The sequence below is a fragment of the Stenotrophomonas sp. YJH_SMC_101-4 genome, assembly GCF_059370395.1.
Map to the genome: position 1 here is coordinate 644,927 of NZ_JCAFTP010000003.1, position 18,267 is coordinate 663,193.

Consider the following 18,267-nt stretch of genomic DNA (forward strand, 5'->3'; position numbering starts at 1 on the left):
GGATGCCGGCGGCGGTGTTCGGTTACGGTTGCGATGACATGCGCGGGGCGGCGGCGAAGTCCCGTGCGTTGGCGTGCCACGTACTGCGTGCTGCGATTGCGTTGAAGCCTGTTGCGGTGTCAGGCGGCCGACTGCTGCTGCAGGTACCAGCTTGCAGCGCCGACCACGCCCAGCTGGCCGTGTTCGACGACCTTCACCGGGATGCGTGCCAGTGCTTCGCCCATCGGTCCCTTCTGCAGGTACCGTTCGACGAAGGTGCTGGCGTGCAGGTATTCGCGGATCTGCGGCAGGATGCCGCCGGCCAGGTAGACGCCACCGTGGGCGCCGTAGAACAGGGCCATGTCGCCGATGGTGCTGCCGAGCAGGCCGCAGAACACATCCAGCGCCTGGCGCGCGTGCGCATCGGTATCGGCCATGGCGGCGGCGGTGACCGCATCGGGGCTGGCCAGCGTCGGTGCCTGTCCCTGCAGTGCGCACACTGCGCGGTACAGGTTCATCAGGCCCGGGCCGGAGATCGCATGTTCGATCGACACGTGCGCGCGGTCGCGCTGCATGTGGCGGACGATGGCCATTTCCAGCTCGGTGCTGGCGGCCAGGGTCGGCTGGCCGGCTTCGGTGGGCAGTACCACCGGGCCATGCGCAGTGGGAATCCACAGTGCTGCACCGAGGCCGGTACCGGGGCCGACCACCAGGGTCGGACCGCGCGTGGCGGTGTCCGGCCCGCACAGGTGCAGCACGCCGCTGGCGTCAACCTGCGCGGCGGCATAGGCCACCGCTTCGAAGTCGTTGACGATGTAGACCCGCTGCAGGCCGACGTCGGCCTCCACCTGGCGCGCCGACAGCGGCCACGGCAGGTTGGCGGTGATCACCGTGCCGTCCTCGCGGGCGTAGCCGGCGCTGGCGACCACGCAATGCGTGGGCCGCGGGCCTTCGCCGAGGAAGTCGGACAGGATCGCGCTGAGGCCGGCATGGTCGGCATTGCGGTACTTGCGGTACTCCAGCACCTGCACCGGGTGGGCGGCATCACCGCTGGCCTGGACCCGGGCCACGCGCACATGGGTGCCACCGACGTCGGCGGCCAGGAACGAGGGCGCGACTCGGGACAGGACATGGGCCGGGGCGGGGTGGCTGGCGGTCACGCGGGCTCCTGCTGCAGGTGGGGCCGGCCCCGGGATCGGGGGCGGCGATTGGGGCGGAGTCTGTAACCCCGCTGACAACGATGTCAACGAGTTCGTGACACTTTCGTTGCTGCATCGCAACGAATGCGACATGCAGTAAACGTTTACATGGCGTGAGTGCGGGTTTCACGTTGGAACCGTTGCCGCACATGGGCCAAGGCCTCCGGCGCATTCAGCACGATGCGTTGCGATCGGGTTGCGCAGTGCAGCACGAGGTTCACAGGGCTGCGTGTGGAAGTTGACAAACCGCCGCTGTCCATCGAAAGAATGTGACAACGTTGTTCCCAGCCACTCTCCGACGCCGCGTTCTGCGGCCGTCGCCGCAGGAGCCCTCCTGATGTCCGCCGTCCCCGCTGCAAGCGCGCGCCCGAACGTGGCCACCTCCATCGCCATCGTCGGCGTGTTGTTCTTCCTGATCGGCTTCTTCACCTGGCTCAACGGCCCGTTGATCACCTTCGTCAAGTTGGCCTTCGAACTCAGCGAGGTCGGCGCCTTCCTGGTGCTGATGGTGTTCTACCTGTCCTATTTCTTCCTGGCCCTGCCAGCGTCCTGGATCCTGCGCCGCACCGGCATGAAGAAGGGCCTCAGCCTGAGCCTGCTGGTGATGGCCGGCGGCGCGGCACTCTTCGGTGAATTCGCGACGCAGCGCTGGTACCCCGGCGCGCTGGGCGGGCTGTTCGTGATCGGCAGCGGGCTGGCCCTGCTGCAGACGGCGATCAATCCCTACATCTCCATCCTCGGCCCGATCGAGACGGCGGCACGCCGCATCGCGCTGATGGGCATCTGCAACAAGATCGCCGGCATGCTGGCGCCGGTGCTGATCGGCACCCTGGTACTGCATGGCATCGGTGACCTGGACAAGCAGGTACAGGCGGCCGACGCGGTCACCAAAGTGGCCCTGCTCAATGAGTTCGCCGCCAAGATCCATGCGCCGTACCTGGCCATGGCGGGCCTGCTGGTGCTGCTGGCCGTCGCCGTATTGTTCTCGCCGCTGCCGGAGATCAAGTCCTCCGAGGCCAACGCCACCCCGACGGCCGCCGGCGCAGCCGAGCGCAGCAGCATCTTCCAGTTCCCGCATCTGTGGCTGGGCGTGCTGTGCCTGTTCGTGTACGTAGGCGTGGAAGTCATGGCCGGTGATGCGATCGGCACCTACGGCCACGGTTTCGGCTTGCCGCTGGACCAGACCAAGATGTTCACCTCGCTGACGCTGGGTGCGATGTTGGCCGGCTACGTGGTCGGCCTGCTGGCGATCCCTGGCCTGGTCTCGCAGTCGCGCTACCTGACCATTTCGGCAGTGATGGGCGTGGTGTTCTGCCTGGGCGCCTGGGCTACGCACGGCTACGTATCGGTGGCCTTCGTGGCCCTGCTGGGCTTCGCCAACGCCATGATGTGGCCGGCCATCTTCCCGCTGGCGATCCGCGGCCTGGGCCGCTTCACCGAGACCGGCTCGGCCCTGCTGGTGATGGGTATTGCCGGCGGCGCGATCATTCCGCAGCTGTTCGCCGTGCTCAAGCAGCACATCGACTTCCAGCTGGTGTTCGTGCTGCTGATGGTGCCGTGCTACCTGTACATCCTGTTCTACTCGGTGATCGGCCATCGTGCCGGCCTGCCGCAGGACAAGGCCTGATCGGCGATGATGGACGGCAGCCAACCCCAGGGAAAACCCATGCGCAGAGCGACCATCAAGGACGTTGCGGAGAAGGCCAAGGTCTCGCTGAAAACGGTCTCGCGGGTGATCAACAACGAGCCTTCGGTGATGCAGGCCACCCGTGCGCGGGTGCTGCGTGCCATTGCTGAACTCGATTACGAGCCCGATCCGTCGGCGCGCAACCTGCGCAGCGGCACCACCTTCGTGATCGGGCTGGTCTACGACAACCCGAACCCGTACCACATCATCGGCGTGCAGAACGGCGTGCTGGCCGCCTGCCGCGAGACCGGTTTCGGCCTCCAGATCCACCCCTGCGATTCCAGCTCGCCGCTATTGGCCGATGAGCTGGCCGACTGGGTGCAGCGTTCGCGGCTGGCCGGGCTGGTGCTGACCGCGCCGATGTCCGAGCGCCGCGACCTGATCCAGGCGCTGACTGCGCGCGGCATCAAGCTGGTGCGGATCATCGCCGCCACCGAAGACCCCGCCGACGGTGCCTGCGTGTTCGTCGACGACCGCGAGGCGGCCTACGAAATCACCGAGCACCTGATCCAGCTGGGCCACCAGCGCATCGGCTTCCTCTGGGGCGGCATCTCGCACCGCTCCTCGGGCGAACGCTATGCCGGTTACGAAGCCGCGCTGAAGGACTACGGCATGACCGTGGACAAGCATCTGGTGGTGCAGGGCGACTACACCTTCGACGATGGTTTCCGCGGCGCGCGCCGCCTGCTGGCGCTGCGCGAGCCGCCCACCGCCATCTTCGGTTCCAACGACGAAATCGCTGCCGGCGTGCTGGCCGCCGCCAAGTCGGCCGGCATGAACGTGCCCTACGACCTGTCCATTGCCGGCTTCGAGGACAGCCCGTTCTCGCGCCAGTCGTGGCCGCCGCTGACCACCGCCAAGCAGGCCACCGAGGACATCGCCCGCCATGCCGCGCGCCTGCTGATCGCGCAGCTGCGCAGCGACGCCTACGACGATGCGCCGGCACCGCTGCACAACCAGGGCTTCGTGCCGCAGCTGGTGGTGCGCGGTTCGACCGCGCCGATGCGCCCGGCCGGCGCACGCCCCCTTCCTTCCGATCCTGCCTGAGCCTGCCATGTCGCTGTCAGACCCCACTTCCACCCTGATGTTCGCCGAGGCCGCTGAAGCGGCTGACGTGGTTGCCCGCCAGTTCTCGCGCAACCACGCCACCCTGGAATCCCTGGCCGCCAGCCTGCGTGCTGCGCCGCCCCCGTTCGTGGTCACCTGCGCACGCGGCAGTTCCGATCATGCCGCCACCTATGGCAAGTACCTGCTGGAAACCCAGCTGGGCCTGGTGGTCGCATCGGCCTCGCCGTCGGTGGGGTCGGTCTATGCCGCACCCCTGCAGCTGCGCGGCGCACTGTTCATCGTCATCTCGCAGTCGGGCAAGAGCCCGGACCTGCTGCGCAACGCCGAGGCCGCCAAGGCCGCCGGTGCGCGCGTGATCGCGCTGGTCAACGTCGAGGATTCGCCGCTGGCGCTGCTGGCCGATACGGTCATTCCGCTGCATGCCGGTGCCGAAAAGAGCGTGGCGGCGACCAAGAGCTACCTGGCGTCGCTGGCCGCACTGCTGCAGCTGGCTGCGTACTGGAAGCAGGACAGCAGCCTTCGCGCCGCACTGGACCTGCTGCCGGACGCGATGCGCGAGGCCTGGCAGTGCGACTGGAGTGCGGTGACCGAAGGCCTGGTCGAGGCGACCAACCTGTTCGTGCTCGGCCGTGGCCTGGGCCTGGGCGCGGCCCAGGAGGCTGCACTGAAGTTCAAGGAAACCTGCAGCCTGCATGCCGAAGCCTACAGCTCGGCTGAAGTGAAGCATGGCCCGATGGCGCTGGTTGACCGTGGTTTCCCGGTGCTGGCCTTTGCCCAACCCGACGAGACCGGCGCCGGTACCCGTGCTGTCGTCGAAGAATTCACCGCGCGCGGTGCACAGGTGTGGATGGCCGGTGCCGGTGGCAACCTGCCGGTGGCGGCCGCACCGCATCCGCTGTGTGCCCCGCTGCTGACCGTGCAGAGCTTCTATCGCGCGATCAACGCGCTGGCGCTGCGCCGTGGTTTCAACCCGGATCTGCCGCCGCATCTGAACAAGGTTACGGAGACGGTGTGATGGCCACGGTCCTGCGCAACGCCCGCATCCTGGCAGGCGAGGAGTTCCGCGACGATCTGGCGGTGGTGATCGAGGACGGTCGCATCAGCGCGCTGCTGCCTGACGCTGCACCGCAGCTGGGCCAGGCGGCCGAGCAGATCGATCTGGACGGCGGCTGGCTGCTGCCCGGCTTCATCGATGTGCAGGTCAATGGCGGCGGCGGCGCGCTGTTCAACAACACGCCCGATGTCGCCTCGCTGCGCACCATCGCGCGTGCGCACCGGCGCTTCGGCACCACCGCGATGCTGCCGACGCTGATCAGCGACGATGTGGACGTGATGCGCGAAGCAATCGCTGCGATGCGCGAAGCAATCGCTCAGGGCGTGCCCGGCGTGATCGGCATCCACCTGGAAGGCCCGTACATCGCGCCGGCGCGCAAGGGCACCCACGATGCCAGCAAGTTCCGCGTGCCGGACGAAGAAGAGATCGCGCTGGCCGCCTCGCTGGACAACGGCGTGACCCTGCTGACACTGGCGCCGGAACGCGTGCCGCTGGAGACCATCCGTGCGCTGGTCGAACGTGGCGTGATCGTTGCTGCTGGCCACACTGCTGGCACGTACGAAGAGATTCGTGCCGGACTGGATGCTGGGGTGCGTGGCTTCACCCATCTGTACAACGCGATGTCGCCGCTGCAGGGCCGTGAGCCCGGTGCGGTGGGCGCTGCGCTGGAAGACCGCGACAGCTGGATCGGCATCATTGTCGATGGCGTGCATGTGCATCCGGCCAGCCTGCGCGTGGCGCTGGCGGCCAAGCCGCGCGGCCGCCTGCTGCTGGTGACCGATGCGATGCCGCCGGTCGGTGCCGATGATCCCAGCTACGTGCTCTACGGCGAAACCATCACCGCCCTCGACGGCGTGGTGCGCAATGCCGCCGGTTCGCTGGCCGGCTCGGCGCTGGACATGGCCACCGCCGTGCGCAACACCGTGCAGCTGCTCGGCCAGCCGCTGGCCGAAGCCGCACGCATGGCCTCGACTTACCCGGCGCAGTTCCTCAACGTCGACGACCGCCTGGGGCACATCGCCGAGGGCTACCAGGCCGACCTGGTGCTGCTGGATGATGCCCTGCAGGTGCGTGGCACCTGGATTGCCGGACAGTACGAGGCCGCCTGATGAACGCGACGCCGCCACGCCGGCTGGGCTCGATCGACGCCCTGCGTGGCATCACCGTGGCGGCGATGCTGCTGGTCAACAACCCGGGCGACTGGAGTGCGGTGTTCGCACCTCTGCGCCATTCGGAATGGCATGGCTGCACGCCCACCGATCTGGTGTTCCCGTTCTTCCTGTTCCTGGTGGGCGTGTCGATGGCGTTCAGCGTAGCGCCGCGCGCGCTGGACGTGTCGGCGCGACCTGCATTGGCGCGCGGCGTGCTGGAGCGCGCGCTGCGCATCCTGCTGGCAGGTGCGCTGCTGCACCTGCTGATCTGGTGGGCGTTGGATACCCATCACTTCCGCATCTGGGGCGTGCTGCAACGCATTGCATTGTGCGCGGCAGTGGTGGGCCTGCTGGCGGTGTACACGCGTCCGCGCGTGCAGGCGGCCGTGCTGGTGGCGTTGCTGGTGGGGTATGCAGCGCTGCTGCTGGGCGTGGGTGACCTTGCGCCCTGGACCAACCCGGCCAGCCGTCTCGACACCACCTTGTTCGCGCCATGGATCTACCAATGGCAGGCCGATACCGGTCTGGGCCATGACCCGGAAGGATTGCTGAGCAGCCTCGGCGCGTTGGCCAGCACGGTGCTGGGCCTGCTGGCCGGCGGCCTGCTGCGCAGTGGCCGCGCCGGTGCATTGGCGGCGCTGGGTGCGATCACCGCCGTGCTCGGCCTGCTGCTGACGACGGTGTTGCCGCTCAACAAGCAGCTGTGGACGCCCAGCTACGTGCTGTGGACCGGGGGCCTGGCCGCGCTGGCATTGTGGCTGGGCCACGCGCTGATCGACCGCAAGGGATGGCCCGCACTGGGCCGTCGCTTCGGTGTCAATGCGATCACCGCCTATCTGGGGGCCTCGGTGATGTCGGTGATCCTGCTGGCGACCGGTGCCTGGGAGTGGGTGTGGCAGCAGCTGGCTGCAGCGATGCCGCAGGTGCTGGAGCTGGCCTCGATGTTGCAGGCGTTGGTGTTCGTTGCGCTGTGGTGGGGCGTGGCGTGGTGGCTGGACCGACGTCGCATTTATCTGAAGATCTGAGCGCGGGCAAAGATAGTAGCGAACGGCTCATCCACGCATGGCGTGGATCTACTGGGCCAGGATTGCAGTAGATCCACGCCATGCGTGGATGCTCTTGGCGGGCCAATGATGGTGAACGCATTCATCGATATGCGGGGCGCGTGAGCACTTCCCGATTTCACATCGAAAGCGTGACCGGTTGCCTGCAATTTCACCTATCGAAACCATTCATGGCAGTGGCAGACTGCGTGAGTAGCGCCGTACATAGCATCCGCAGTTCCTGATCCCCGACCCAGGAGTGCCGTATGTCCCATGTCGTCCCGCCCGGGTTCCGCCGGCGTCGTTTGACCGTTTCCCTGGTCCAGATCCTGGCGGCGCCGTCGTTGCTCGCCTTGTCCGCCCCGGCAGCCTGGGCGGGATGCGATGCGTCCGCCCCCGCCGCCGGGCAGACCGTCACCTGTAGTGCGGCCGCGCCCAACCCCGATGCAACGCCAGTCACCCTTGGCGCCGGAGCCACCGGCGTTACCATCAACGTGCAGAGCGGCGCACAGCTGAGTAGCAGCAACGCCAATGCGATCTACGTCGCCCCGACGGCCAGCGGCACCATCAACAACCAGGGCAGCATCGCGGCCAGCGGCACCGTCGGTAGCGGCACCGCCGGTGGCATCAATGCCGACGCCGTGGTGACGGTCAACAATGCTGCCAGTGGCAGCATTTCCTCGGCACAGGGCTACGCGCTGTATCTGCAGGGGGGCAGCGGCGTCGTCAACGACGGCCAGATCAGCGCAGCCGCTGGCTGGGGCATCGCCTTCAAAGGTGCAGGCGACAGCAGCGTGGTCAACCGCGGCACCATCAGCGGCGGTACCGGTGGCGTGCAGTTCGGCGCCGGCAACGATCGCCTGCAGATGCTGGCCGGCAGCATCAGCGGCGGCGTGCAGCAGGGCGATGGCAATGATGTGCTGCTGTTGAGCGATGGCACGATCGACAGCGTCGACCAGGGCAGTGGCGATGACCAGATGACCGTCACCGGCGGCACCGTCACCGGCCTGGTAGCGCAGGGCAGTGGCCGCGATGATTTCGCCATGAGTGGCGGCACGGTCGGCGCGCTGCAGCAGGGCGACAACATCGATACCTTCCGCATGAGCGGTGGCCGCATCATCGGCGCGTTCGAGGATGGCGACCAGGCCTGGATGACCGGTGGCCGCATCGGCCGCGTCAACATGAAGCTGGACAAGAACCTGTGGGACCAGTCCGGCGGCACCGTGGATGGCAATGTGGTGACCGGTTTCGACACCGATACCATCATCATCTCGGGTACCGCCTACATCGGCGGCAACATCAGCGTCAGCGGCGGCAACGACAGCGTGACCATCACCGATGGCACCGTGCGCGGGCAGGTACTGCTCAGTACCGGCAATGACACCTTCAACTGGAATGGCGGTGGCATCGTCTACGGCGCGATCGACATGGGCCCGGACAACGACGTGGCCAACCTCAGCAACCTCAACCAGGGCAACCTCGGTGCGGTGCCGCTGTTCGACGGTGGCGGTGGCATCGACCAGCTCAACCTGAGCAACGTCAAGACCACGGGCGTGGGCCGCTTCCAGAACTGGGAGGCGATCAGCCTGGCCAACAGCACCGAGCTGAGCTTCGATGGCGATCTGGTGCTGGGCGACAGCGGTAGCGGCACCGGCACGCTTACGGTGGATGACACCAGTACCGTCTACGCGGGCAGTGGGGGGCATGCCATCCGCCCATTCAACAGTGGTGCACTGGTGGAGATGGTCAATGCCGGGCGCATCGACCTGACCGGTACCGGCGCTGGCGACGTGTTCACCGTGCGTGGCAACTACCGCGGAGACGGTGGTGGCCTGTACCTGCGTACCGTGCTGGGCGCGGACAACTCCACCAGCGACCGTCTGGTGGTCGACGGCGGTACTGCCACCGGGACCACCGGCATCGGCGTGCTCAATGCCGGCGGCAGCGGCGCCGCCACGCTGGCCGATGGCATCCTGGTGGTGCAGGCCTTGAATGGCGGCCGCACCGCGCCGGGTGCGTTTTCGCTGTTCGCACCGGTTGCGGCCGGTGCCTACGAGTACTTCCTGTTCAAGGGCGGTGTCAGTGCCGGTACCGCCGAGAACTGGTACCTGCGTTCGACGCTGGTGACCGGGCCGACGCCAGCACCCAACGGTGGCGGCAGCGCGACACCGCCACCGCTGACGCCTCCAGTGGCCCCACCGCCGCCGATCACCCCGGCACCGCCGCCGCCGCCCGAAGGCGCCACCGATCCGGACCTGACCGCGGGCGAGACCGCGCCGCCACCACCGCCACCGGAACCCGCGCCGGTGGCGCCACCCAGCGATCCGGCCGTGCCGGACGTGCCAGTGGCCGGCGGTGCGCTGCCCGGAACCGGTGCCCCGCCGACGCCGGGTGCACGCCCCGCCGAGGGCGCAGTGGTGCCGCTGTACCGCGTGGAGACTGCCACCTATGCCGTGGTGCCGCCGCTCCTGCGCGAGACCTCGCTGGCCAGCCTCGGCACCTTCCACGAGCGGCAGGGCGAGCAGCGCCTGCTGTACAACCAGGGCGCATTCCGCACCGCCTGGGGCCGCTTGGTGGGTCAGAGCAGCGAGATCCATTGGAAGGGTGATGCGCAGCCGGGCTTCGATGGCGATGTGATGGGCCTGCAGGCCGGTCTCGACGTATGGGCCGCTGCCTCCGACAACCACCGCAACCAGATCGGCGTGTTCGTCGGCCGCACCCGCGCGCAGGGCAAGGCCACCGGCCTGGCACTGGGCTGGGAGAACGTACAGGTGGGACAGAACCGCCTGGACGACAAGCACGTGGGCCTGTACTGGACGCTCACCGACAGCAGTGGTGGCTACATCGACGCCGTGGCGATGCAGAGCCGTTACGACGGCCGCGTGCGTTCCTCGCGCGGGCTTGGCTTCGGCTTGAGCGGTGATGGCACCAGCGTGTCTGTGGAGGCCGGCAAGCCGCTGCTGCGGTTTGGGCAGTCCGCATGGTGGCTGGAACCGCAGCTACAGGTGATCTGGCAACGCACGTCGCTGGACGACCGCCGCGATGAGGTGTCGAGCGTGCGTTTCGACAACGACAACGCCTGGACCGGCCGCATCGGCCTGCGCCTGGCCGGCGATTACCAGCTGGCCGACAACGGCTGGCAGCCGTATTTCAAGCTCAATTACTGGCATGGCCGCTCCGGCGAGGACCGCATCCGCTTCGACGACGACACGATCATCAGTTCGCAGCGCTCGCGTGCACTCGAAGCCGGTGTCGGCGTGGTAGGGCGCTTCAATCGCACCATCAGCGCGTACGCCGTGGCCGACTACACGCGCGAGCTGGGCGGTGACCGCAACGAGAAGCGCCGCATCATCGAAGGCAACATCGGCCTGCGTGCGGACTGGTAGCGCGCGGTGCAGATGTCATGACCCGCTCTGGTGGGTGTCGACCTTGGTCGGCACGGTGCTTTCCGCCGCCATGACCTGCTCTGGTAGGTGCCGACCTTGGTCGGCACGAATCCCGCCGACGCCATGACGTTGCTCTGGTAGGTGCCGACCTTGGTCGGCACGAATCCCACCGACGCCATGACGTTGCTCTGGTAGGTGCCGACCTTGGTCGGCGCGAATCCCACCGACACCACGATGTTGCTCTGGTAGGTGCCGACCTTGGTCGGCACGAATCCCACCGACACCACGATGTTGCTCTGGTAGGTGCCGACCTTGGTCGGCACGAATCCCACCGACACCACGACGTTGCTCTGGTAGGTGCCGACCTTGGTCGGCACGAATCCCACCGACGCCATGACCTCCGCGCAGCCGAGCATAGGCGCGGTTCTACAACAGTGGTGCGCACGCATCCGGTTCCACCAGCGCCCCGGCATGATCGGCCAGCACCACCACCGCATGCAGCAACCCTTCCTCCACCTGTGGCGGACACTGCGCCTGCAAATCATCCATCTCGCGCGCCGACTGCGCCGCCAGCAACACGCCCCCACACGCAGACACTGCCGCCAGGCAGCGCGTCGCTTCGGCCAGTTCCCGACCGCGCGCCCCGCTGAGTTGCCGTTCGCGCCACACCTGATCATCGGCTGCGTGGCCACGCGCCATGCCGCGCAACCGCGCGAAGAACGCGGAGGGCGGCGCCTGTTCGTGGGCTTCGGTGAGCGCATCTTCCAGCGCTTCGGCTGCCGTAGTGGACAGCTGCAGGCCGGGCAGTGCAGCACCGAGCAGTGCATGCAGGCGTGGATAGGTGGGGTAGGGCGTGTTCATGACAGCAACCTCACAAGGCAAGGCCACCTGCGGGATGCAAGGTGGCGGGCGGTGCGGGTTGGCGTGCCGGTGAAGCTCTTCACGAGGAATGACGCCGGCGGATCCGGGGATCCCCACGCACCGCCCGCCGCAGAACGACGGACGGTGCATTGTTCGGGCCGGCAACGACGTTGCAAGCCCGCTCGTGAAAAGCTTCATTCAGGACGCCAATCCCGGTCAGCGCAGGAGGCGCCGACGGGGCCACCTTGGCGCGTTGTGCGCCCCGACGACATGGGCAAAGTTGCAATGTGGTGACCGCATGCAAGCCGTCTTGCCACAACGCGCGACCGGGCCAGATACGACAGTTCGCGCGTGGCGCAAGCGATCATGCCCCGGTTATGCTGCGGTCCTGATTCAACGACAAGGAAGCGTCGCATGCAGGTTCGCAAGGGAGTGCGTCGCATCGGCGCGCTGATGTTCGTGTTGTTGGCCACCGGCGCCATGGCCGATACGCCAGGCGCGGTCGAGGTGCCCTCGCCGGAGGCCCAGGCCGAGATCCTCAACCTGCTTGAACGCCAGGCGCTGTATCGCGACCGGGTGGACTGGCCCGCCACCCGCGTACGCCTGCAATCGGCGCAGGGCGACCCCGCGCAACGGCTGGCCGTTCTGCGCGAAGCCATTGCGCTCAGCACCGGCCACCATGGTGCGTGGACCACGACCCAGCGCCAGCGCGAATCCCTCGCGCATGCGCAGCAGGCCGGCGCCGCCGCCGTTGACCGGGCCAGGGCCGCCGATGCGGTGGATGCGCGCATCGGCTGGGTGGTCATCGAGGGCTATGCCTCCACGCCGGGCGCGACGCCGCAGGAGAAATTCCGCCAGGACATCCAGCGTGCCGCGCGGTGGCAGCAGGTCATCCGCAGCAAGGACGACGGCGCGCGCTGTGGCTGGATCGTCGACCTGCGGGACAACAGCGGTGGCGCCATGTGGCCGATGCTGCTGGGCATGGCCCCGCTGCTGCGCACCTCGGTGGTGAACAACGAGGACGTCGGCTCGTTCGAAACCGCGCAAGGACCGCAGCGCTGGACGTTGACGGCGACTGCGGTGCAGCTGGCGGGCAGGCCGCTGCTGGACTTCGGCCAGTCCGGCCATGTAGTGCGGCAGCCTGGCGCACCGGTGGCGGTGCTGTTCGGGCCCCGCACCGGCAGTTCGGGCGAGGCCTCGGTGCTGGCGTGGCGTGGCCGCCCGCAGGCGCGGAGTTTCGGACAGCCGACCGCGGGTGTCTCCACCGGCAATGTCGTGCACACCCTTGCCGATGGCAGTCGCCTGCTGCTGACCACCAGCGTGATGCGGGACCGCAATGATCGTGGCGATGGCTTGAAGATCGAACCCGACCAGCGCGTCGAGGGTGATGCCGCCACTGTGGCCGCCGCCCAAGCGTGGCTGCTGGCCCAGCCCGCCTGCCAGGGCAACCGGACATGATCCTGATCGGCCAACAGGAACGGGTGCTGATCGTCGGCCCCACCGAAGCGCACCACTGCCTGCGCTGCCAGACGGAAACCGAATTCGCCCCGCAGCTGCGCTACAAGATGGCGCGCATCGACCTGCTGTTTGGCCTCACTTACCACCGCCGTTATGAGCTGGCCTGCACCCGGTGCGGGCACGGCTGGGTGCTGGACACCGACACCATGGACCAGCAGCTGGGTGGGGTGCCGATCCCGTGGCGGCACCGCTTCGGCCTGCCGCTGATGCTGGTGGTGGTGGCCGGTCTGGCGGCGTTGGGCTGGCTGTGGCGGCATGGATTCCTCGGTTGAGGAGCGGGCCTGTTAAAGTCTGCCCTGCAATCACGTACCGGAAGCGACCATGGACCACGACACCCCGTTCGAACCCCGCAACGACCTCGAGGAGCGCCTGCTGCAGGCCCAGGACGGCACGCTGACCGCGTCGCAGTTCCTCGACGGCCTGCTGACCTCGACGGCGTTCGTGCTGCTGGACAAGGCCATTGGCGAAGATGGCGCCTGGGACGAGAGCATCTCGCCGCTGGTGCTGACCAGCGAGAGCGGCGAGCCGATGTTCGCGGTGTTCACCGCCCCCGAGCGCGCGGGCCTGTGGCACGAGCAGCTGCCGCAGTTTGCGCATGCCATGCCGATCGCGGTGCACGCGCTGCTGGCCGGTATCGGCGACGGCGTCGGCCTGGTGCTGAACCCGGGCCTGGACGTGGGCATGGAGATGATTCCCGATGCCGTGGCCCAGCTGAAGCAGCGGGCTGCGGCGATCACCCGTGGGATGGCGCACTGATCCCGCGATTGTCTGGTTGCCGGCCAGCAGCCGGCATCACCAGGTGCTTCAGCGGGCGGCGGCGATGGCTTTCACCCGCGCCTTGGCCAGCGCCTCGCCAATGGCCGGGCCCTTCAGGTGCGTGGTATCCAGATCACGTGCCTGCACTGACAGCGCCGCCTGGTGCAGGCGCTTGAGCGTTTCGCCCTGCGGGTAGTCGGCGTCCTCGAAGCCGAGCCGGCCGCGCTTGTCGGCCTCGCAGCACAGTGCGATACGCGCCACGCGCTCCGGCCGACGCAACGCATCACAGCGGCCCAGCAGTTCCAGCACGGTGGCATCGCGCAGTTCGTCGATGCGGTGCACGTTCAAGTGCTCGCGGCACACCGCTTCGGCCAGTTGCTGGTGTTCGGTGGGAATCTTCAACCGCGCACACAGTGCCTTCAACGGCTTGATGCCGCGCTGCTCGTGCATGATGTGGCGCGGCCATTCCTCCGGCGGGGTCAGGCCCTTGCCGAGATCGTGGGTGAGGGCAGCGAAGCCGACCAGGTCATCGCCGGGGGCGAGCTTCGCGGCCATGTCGCTGACCATTTCCTGGTGGATGCCGGTGTCGACTTCCGGGTGGAATTCAGCACGCTGCGGTACGCCGTACAGTGCTTCCAGTTCGGGCAGGATCGGGCCCAGTGCCTGCGCATCGTGCAGCGTGCGCAGGAAGGCGGAGGGCCGTTCACTGACCAGCGCCTTGCGCAGTTCCTGCCAGACGCGTTCCGGCACCAGCGCGTCCAGTTCACCGCTGGCGGCGACCTCGCGCATCAGTGCCATGGTCTCTTCGGCGACGCTGAAGCCCAGTGGTGCAAAACGGGCCATGAAGCGCGCCGCGCGCAGCACGCGCAGCGGATCCTCGACGAAGGCCGGCCCGACATGGCGCAGCACGCGCTGTTCCAGGTCGCGGACACCGCCATAGGGATCGACCAGCGTGCCGGTGTCTTCGTCGCAGGCAATCGCATTGATGGTGAAGTCGCGGCGCTGCAGGTCTTCTTCCAGCGTCACCGCCGGATCGGCATCGACCACGAAGCCGCGATAGCCGCGGCCGGATTTGCGCTCGGTGCGCGCCAGCGCGTATTCCTCACCGGTCTTCGGATGCAGGAACACCGGGAAATCGCGGCCGACTGCGGTGTAGCCCTGCGCTTCCATCTGCGCAGGCGTGGCGCCGACCACCACCCAGTCGCGGTCGCCGGCCGGGCGCTGCAGCAGGCGGTCGCGTACGGCGCCGCCGACAAGATAGATCTTCATGGTCGGGATCATCGCATGCCCGACTTGTAGAGCCGAGCCCATGCTCGGCTGCTCAGGCGGTAGCGCTACCGGACAGAACAGCAGCCGAGCGTGGGCTCGGCTCTACAGAAGGCGGGCGATCAGTCGCCGCCCTGGTCGGCGTTGGCCGCGCAGCTGAAGTTCTTGCGCTTGTCGACCAGGCGGCCCATCAGGCGGTCGCTCAGCGGCAGGGCATCACCATTGAGGCGCCAGTCGTAGATCACGCTGAAGGCCAGCACGCGGGCCACGTACTCGCGGGTTTCCTTGTAGCTGATCGTCTCGATCCACAGGTCCGGGTCAAAGCCCGGGCGCTGGCCCTGCCATCGTGCGGTCGGGGTCGGGCCGGCGTTGTAGGCGGCGATGGTCACGTACGGCAGGCCGTCGTACTTGTTCATCAGCTGGCGCAGGTAGGCGGTGCCGATGGCAATGTTGGTGTCCGGGTCGTACAGGCTGTCGGCGCCGCCGTAGCCGGTCAGGCCGATCGACTTGGCCACGCCGGCACCGGTGGCCGGCAGCACCTGCATCAGGCCCATGGCGTTGGCAGGCGAGCGCGCACGCGGAGTGAAGGTGCTTTCGGCTCGGATCTCCGCAGCCACCCAGGCCGGGTCGACGGCATTGCGTGCCGACTCGCGGCGGATGGTGGCGTCGTGGTGCAGCGGGAAACGCAGGTCGTACAGGCGCTGTTCCTGCGGCTGCTTGCCGAGCGCGAACACGGCGCGGTCGAACCAGCCGTTGTCCTGCGCCACGCGTACCGCCAGGCGGCGCTGGGTGTCATCGAAGCGCGACAGCGCGCTGTTCCATTCGGCCACGGCCCAGCCGGCACGGTCGATCTGGTACAGCGCCATCGCGCGCTGGATGGCCGGATCGCGCGCGACTACTGCCTGTGCCTGCGCGCTGTCATTCGGCTTCCACGGGCACAGCGTGTAGCCCTGCTGCAGCTTGTCGGCGGCCAGGAAACCGTGGAAGGTCGGTGCGCGTGCGGCCTCGCGGAACAACGGCTGCGCCTGCTGGGCCTGGCCGGTCTTCTCCAGCATGCGGCCTTCGAAGTAGCGCCAGCGCGGGTCGCTGCGCTGCTTGCCGGCCATCTTGCGGATCGCTGTCAGTGCCGCTGGCCAATCGCCGCGCGACATCGCTTCGCGCACGCGCCATTCGTGCAGGCGTTCGTCATAGGCCGATTCGGGTACCGCATTGAGGCGGCGCGCCGAATCCGGAAGATAGGACGCCACCGTCCACAATGCGATCTGGTACAGCACCTGGCCCTGCTGCTCGGCACTCAGGCCCAGCGCCTGGGCATACTGCGGCAGCTGCTGTTCGGTGGCGGCCGGGTCGGCCTTGGCCAGCTTGGCCAGGCCATCGGTGGCGATGCGTCGGCTGCGTTCGTTGCGCGGCCAGTTCAACGCGCTGGCATTGGGCTTGTCGACAAAGGCAGCGTAATTGTTCGCCAGCGCCAGGTCGGTGGCAGGCAGGCCACGTGCGGCGCTGCGCATCACGGCCGGCTGCTGGGCGTCGGCGGCGGCATCGATGCGTTCCCAGCGCAGGGCGTCGCTCAGGCCACCCTGCGCCTGCAGCACGGCGAAAACGGCATCACAGCCGTCCGGCAGCGACTTGCCGTTCTTGCGCCACAGGTCCTGCGCCTCGCTGATCCACTGCGGATCGACCTTGCCCGTCACCTGGCGCGCGGTCAGCTGCGCACAGCGCAGGCCGGCGTTGTCGGTGGGCACCCAGTTGGCGAGCAGGGTGGGCCAGTCCTGGCGGCGTGCGACCGAGGGCAGCCACACGCTGCGGAACGTGTTGGCCACGGCCTGGCCGTCATAGCGCTTGAGGAAGGCCTGTGCCTGCGCGGTATCGACGGTGTCGATGTTGCGGCGCAGGTTGGCGTACTCCAGCCATCCGTAAGCCGGATGGCGGCTGAGTGCAGCGGCCTGGCCGGGATCGAACTGGCCGCGTTCGGCGGCAGCGATCGCAGCCTTCAGCTGCGCGTTCTGGGCGTCGAGGGACTGGGCGTTGGCGCAGCCGATCAGCAGCGTGGTGGCCAAGGGCAGCAGGGACAGGGCAGTTGAAGTGCGTCGGGTCATGGCGACCAGCATAGCGGGCGATGGCTGAATTCAGTTTCGCATTGCGTGCACGCCGAGCGTCGGCAACGACAGCTGAATGACCCCGCGCAGGCCACTGCCGCAGCGGATGGGAGGCGTCGTAACGTCGGCCTTGGGCGAACGGCCCGGCTGCAGGGAGCGGCACATGGCGTTCAGTAGCGCAGGAAGAAGCGGCCCGCTGGCGGACATCAATGTCACGCCACTGGTGGATGTGATGCTGGTGCTGTTGATCATCTTCATCGTGACCGCGCCGATCGTGGCCCGGCCGATTGCCGTGCAATTGCCGCAGGCCACCGATCGGGTGGTCGACCGTCCCGAACCGCCACCGCCGATCGAGCTGCGCCTGGACGCTGCCAACCAGCTCAGCTGGAACGGCCAGCCGATGGCGATCGGCGAACTGCAGGCGCGCCTGCAGGCACAGGCGGGCGAACATGCCGGCAACCTGCCGGAGCTGCGCATCGCCACCGATCCGGCGGCCGAGTACGAAGGCATGGCGCGGATGTTGGCTGCGGCCGAAGCCACTGGCATGGAGCGCATTGCGTTCGTGCGGTGAGTCCGGCAACGGGCGGCCTGCCATCGGCAGGCCGCTCCTACTGCGAGGGAACGTGGCATGCGATACGGGACACAACGCGCGACCTCGCTGATGGCCACCCCCAATCTGGCACCGCTGGTGGATGTGATGCTGGTGCTGCTGGCATTGGTGATTGCCACGCTGCCGATGGCGCAGGCAACTGGCCTGCTGGCGTTCCAGCAGCGCACCTCGTGCCCACCCTGGCCGGCGTCTTCGCCCCAGCCGATCAATTTGCGCATCGACGCAGCGGGGGCGGTGTTCTGGAATGGCCAGCCGCTGGACGCTGCCGCGTTGCAGCGGCACCTGATGCAGGCGCAGCAGATGCCGCAGCAGCATCGCCCGTGGGTGCACCTGGCGACCGCCGACGACACCGACTACGGAGACATGGCACGCGTGCTGCTGGCCGTAAGCCAGCATGGGCTGCGCGTCGCCGCGCCAGGCAACTAGGGACGGGGCACCGACTTGTCTACTTGATGAGCTGCGGAAGCTACCGGCGCGCGCTGTCGCAGCCTGCATCAAGGCTGCCTGCGGTGAACAGTATCGTCCGGTCATAACCTGCAGCTATCTGACGCAATCGGCCTGCAATTGCGTCAATTCCGCGTGAAAGAGTGTCG

The 18,267-nt window shown here is 67.9% G+C and carries 16 protein-coding genes; 11 read left to right on the forward strand and 5 right to left on the reverse strand.

The features are described from left to right. Positions 1-119: 119 nt before the first annotated feature. Positions 120-1,139: a glucokinase family protein gene (locus AC5P8D_RS13820; RefSeq protein ID WP_019338839.1), complete on the reverse strand. Its 1,020-nt coding sequence runs from the start codon at positions 1,137-1,139 to the stop codon at positions 120-122. 376 nt (positions 1,140-1,515) lie between these two features. Here AC5P8D_RS13820 and AC5P8D_RS13825 point away from each other — a divergent pair, with 376 nt between their 5' ends. From AC5P8D_RS13825 to AC5P8D_RS13850, 6 genes are all read left to right on the forward strand, one after another. Then, the gene (locus AC5P8D_RS13825; protein WP_495203409.1) at positions 1,516-2,805 is read left to right on the forward strand and encodes a sugar MFS transporter; all 1,290 of its coding nucleotides are present in this window, start codon (positions 1,516-1,518) and stop codon (positions 2,803-2,805) included. A gap of 39 nt (positions 2,806-2,844) precedes the next feature. Continuing rightward, the gene (locus AC5P8D_RS13830; protein ID WP_006391719.1) at positions 2,845-3,912 is read left to right on the forward strand and encodes a LacI family DNA-binding transcriptional regulator; all 1,068 of its coding nucleotides are present in this window, start codon (positions 2,845-2,847) and stop codon (positions 3,910-3,912) included. Between the two features lie 7 nt (positions 3,913-3,919). Continuing rightward, the gene (locus tag AC5P8D_RS13835) at positions 3,920-4,948 is read left to right on the forward strand and encodes an SIS domain-containing protein (RefSeq protein WP_019338836.1); all 1,029 of its coding nucleotides are present in this window, start codon (positions 3,920-3,922) and stop codon (positions 4,946-4,948) included. Then, on the forward strand, positions 4,948-6,096 hold the full coding sequence (gene nagA, locus AC5P8D_RS13840) for an N-acetylglucosamine-6-phosphate deacetylase (protein ID WP_049452808.1): 1,149 nt from the start codon (positions 4,948-4,950) through the stop codon (positions 6,094-6,096). Before AC5P8D_RS13835 ends, nagA begins: the two co-directional genes overlap by 1 nt. Continuing rightward, a complete protein-coding gene (locus AC5P8D_RS13845) occupies positions 6,096-7,163 on the forward strand; it encodes an acyltransferase family protein (protein ID WP_495203410.1) in 1,068 nt (355 codons plus the stop codon). Before nagA ends, AC5P8D_RS13845 begins: the two co-directional genes overlap by 1 nt. 284 nt (positions 7,164-7,447) lie before the next feature. After that, positions 7,448-10,567, forward strand: coding sequence for an autotransporter family protein (locus AC5P8D_RS13850; protein WP_495203411.1), 3,120 nt, complete (start codon positions 7,448-7,450; stop codon positions 10,565-10,567). Here the strand turns inward: AC5P8D_RS13850 and AC5P8D_RS13855 are convergent. After that, positions 10,486-10,962: a hypothetical protein gene (locus tag AC5P8D_RS13855; protein WP_329760091.1), complete on the reverse strand. Its 477-nt coding sequence runs from the start codon at positions 10,960-10,962 to the stop codon at positions 10,486-10,488. The genes AC5P8D_RS13850 and AC5P8D_RS13855 overlap by 82 nt on opposite strands. 31 nt (positions 10,963-10,993) lie before the next feature. Continuing rightward, complete coding sequence (locus AC5P8D_RS13860) at positions 10,994-11,428, reverse strand: hypothetical protein (protein ID WP_049481528.1); 435 nt, start codon at positions 11,426-11,428, stop codon at positions 10,994-10,996. Positions 11,429-11,842: 414 nt separating this feature from the next. Between AC5P8D_RS13860 and AC5P8D_RS13865 the strand changes: the two genes are divergently transcribed. The 3 genes from AC5P8D_RS13865 to AC5P8D_RS13875 are packed head-to-tail and all read left to right on the forward strand — an operon-like array spanning position 11,843 to position 13,702. Then, entirely contained in the window at positions 11,843-12,886 is a 1,044-nt protein-coding gene (locus AC5P8D_RS13865; RefSeq protein ID WP_049481529.1) for a S41 family peptidase, read from the forward strand. Beyond that, entirely contained in the window at positions 12,883-13,218 is a 336-nt protein-coding gene (locus AC5P8D_RS13870) for a hypothetical protein (RefSeq protein ID WP_049481531.1), read from the forward strand. Before AC5P8D_RS13865 ends, AC5P8D_RS13870 begins: the two co-directional genes overlap by 4 nt. 49 nt (positions 13,219-13,267) lie before the next feature. Next, on the forward strand, positions 13,268-13,702 hold the full coding sequence (locus tag AC5P8D_RS13875; RefSeq protein WP_049481533.1) for an SseB family protein: 435 nt from the start codon (positions 13,268-13,270) through the stop codon (positions 13,700-13,702). A 48-nt stretch (positions 13,703-13,750) separates the two neighbouring features. On the opposite strand, the gene AC5P8D_RS13880 is transcribed toward AC5P8D_RS13875, so the two are convergent. Together AC5P8D_RS13880 and AC5P8D_RS13885 are read right to left on the reverse strand one after the other, a co-directional pair. Further along, the gene (locus AC5P8D_RS13880) at positions 13,751-14,971 is read right to left on the reverse strand and encodes a multifunctional CCA addition/repair protein (protein ID WP_197618467.1); all 1,221 of its coding nucleotides are present in this window, start codon (positions 14,969-14,971) and stop codon (positions 13,751-13,753) included. 119 nt (positions 14,972-15,090) lie between these two features. Continuing rightward, on the reverse strand, positions 15,091-17,076 hold the full coding sequence (locus AC5P8D_RS13885) for a transglycosylase SLT domain-containing protein (protein ID WP_495203412.1): 1,986 nt from the start codon (positions 17,074-17,076) through the stop codon (positions 15,091-15,093). A gap of 151 nt (positions 17,077-17,227) precedes the next feature. Between AC5P8D_RS13885 and AC5P8D_RS13890 the strand changes: the two genes are divergently transcribed. After that, complete coding sequence (locus tag AC5P8D_RS13890; protein ID WP_143994229.1) at positions 17,228-17,635, forward strand: ExbD/TolR family protein; 408 nt, start codon at positions 17,228-17,230, stop codon at positions 17,633-17,635. 57 nt (positions 17,636-17,692) lie between these two features. Beyond that, the gene (locus tag AC5P8D_RS13895) at positions 17,693-18,100 is read left to right on the forward strand and encodes an ExbD/TolR family protein (RefSeq protein ID WP_054172506.1); all 408 of its coding nucleotides are present in this window, start codon (positions 17,693-17,695) and stop codon (positions 18,098-18,100) included. The last annotated feature ends 167 nt before the right edge of the window (positions 18,101-18,267 follow it).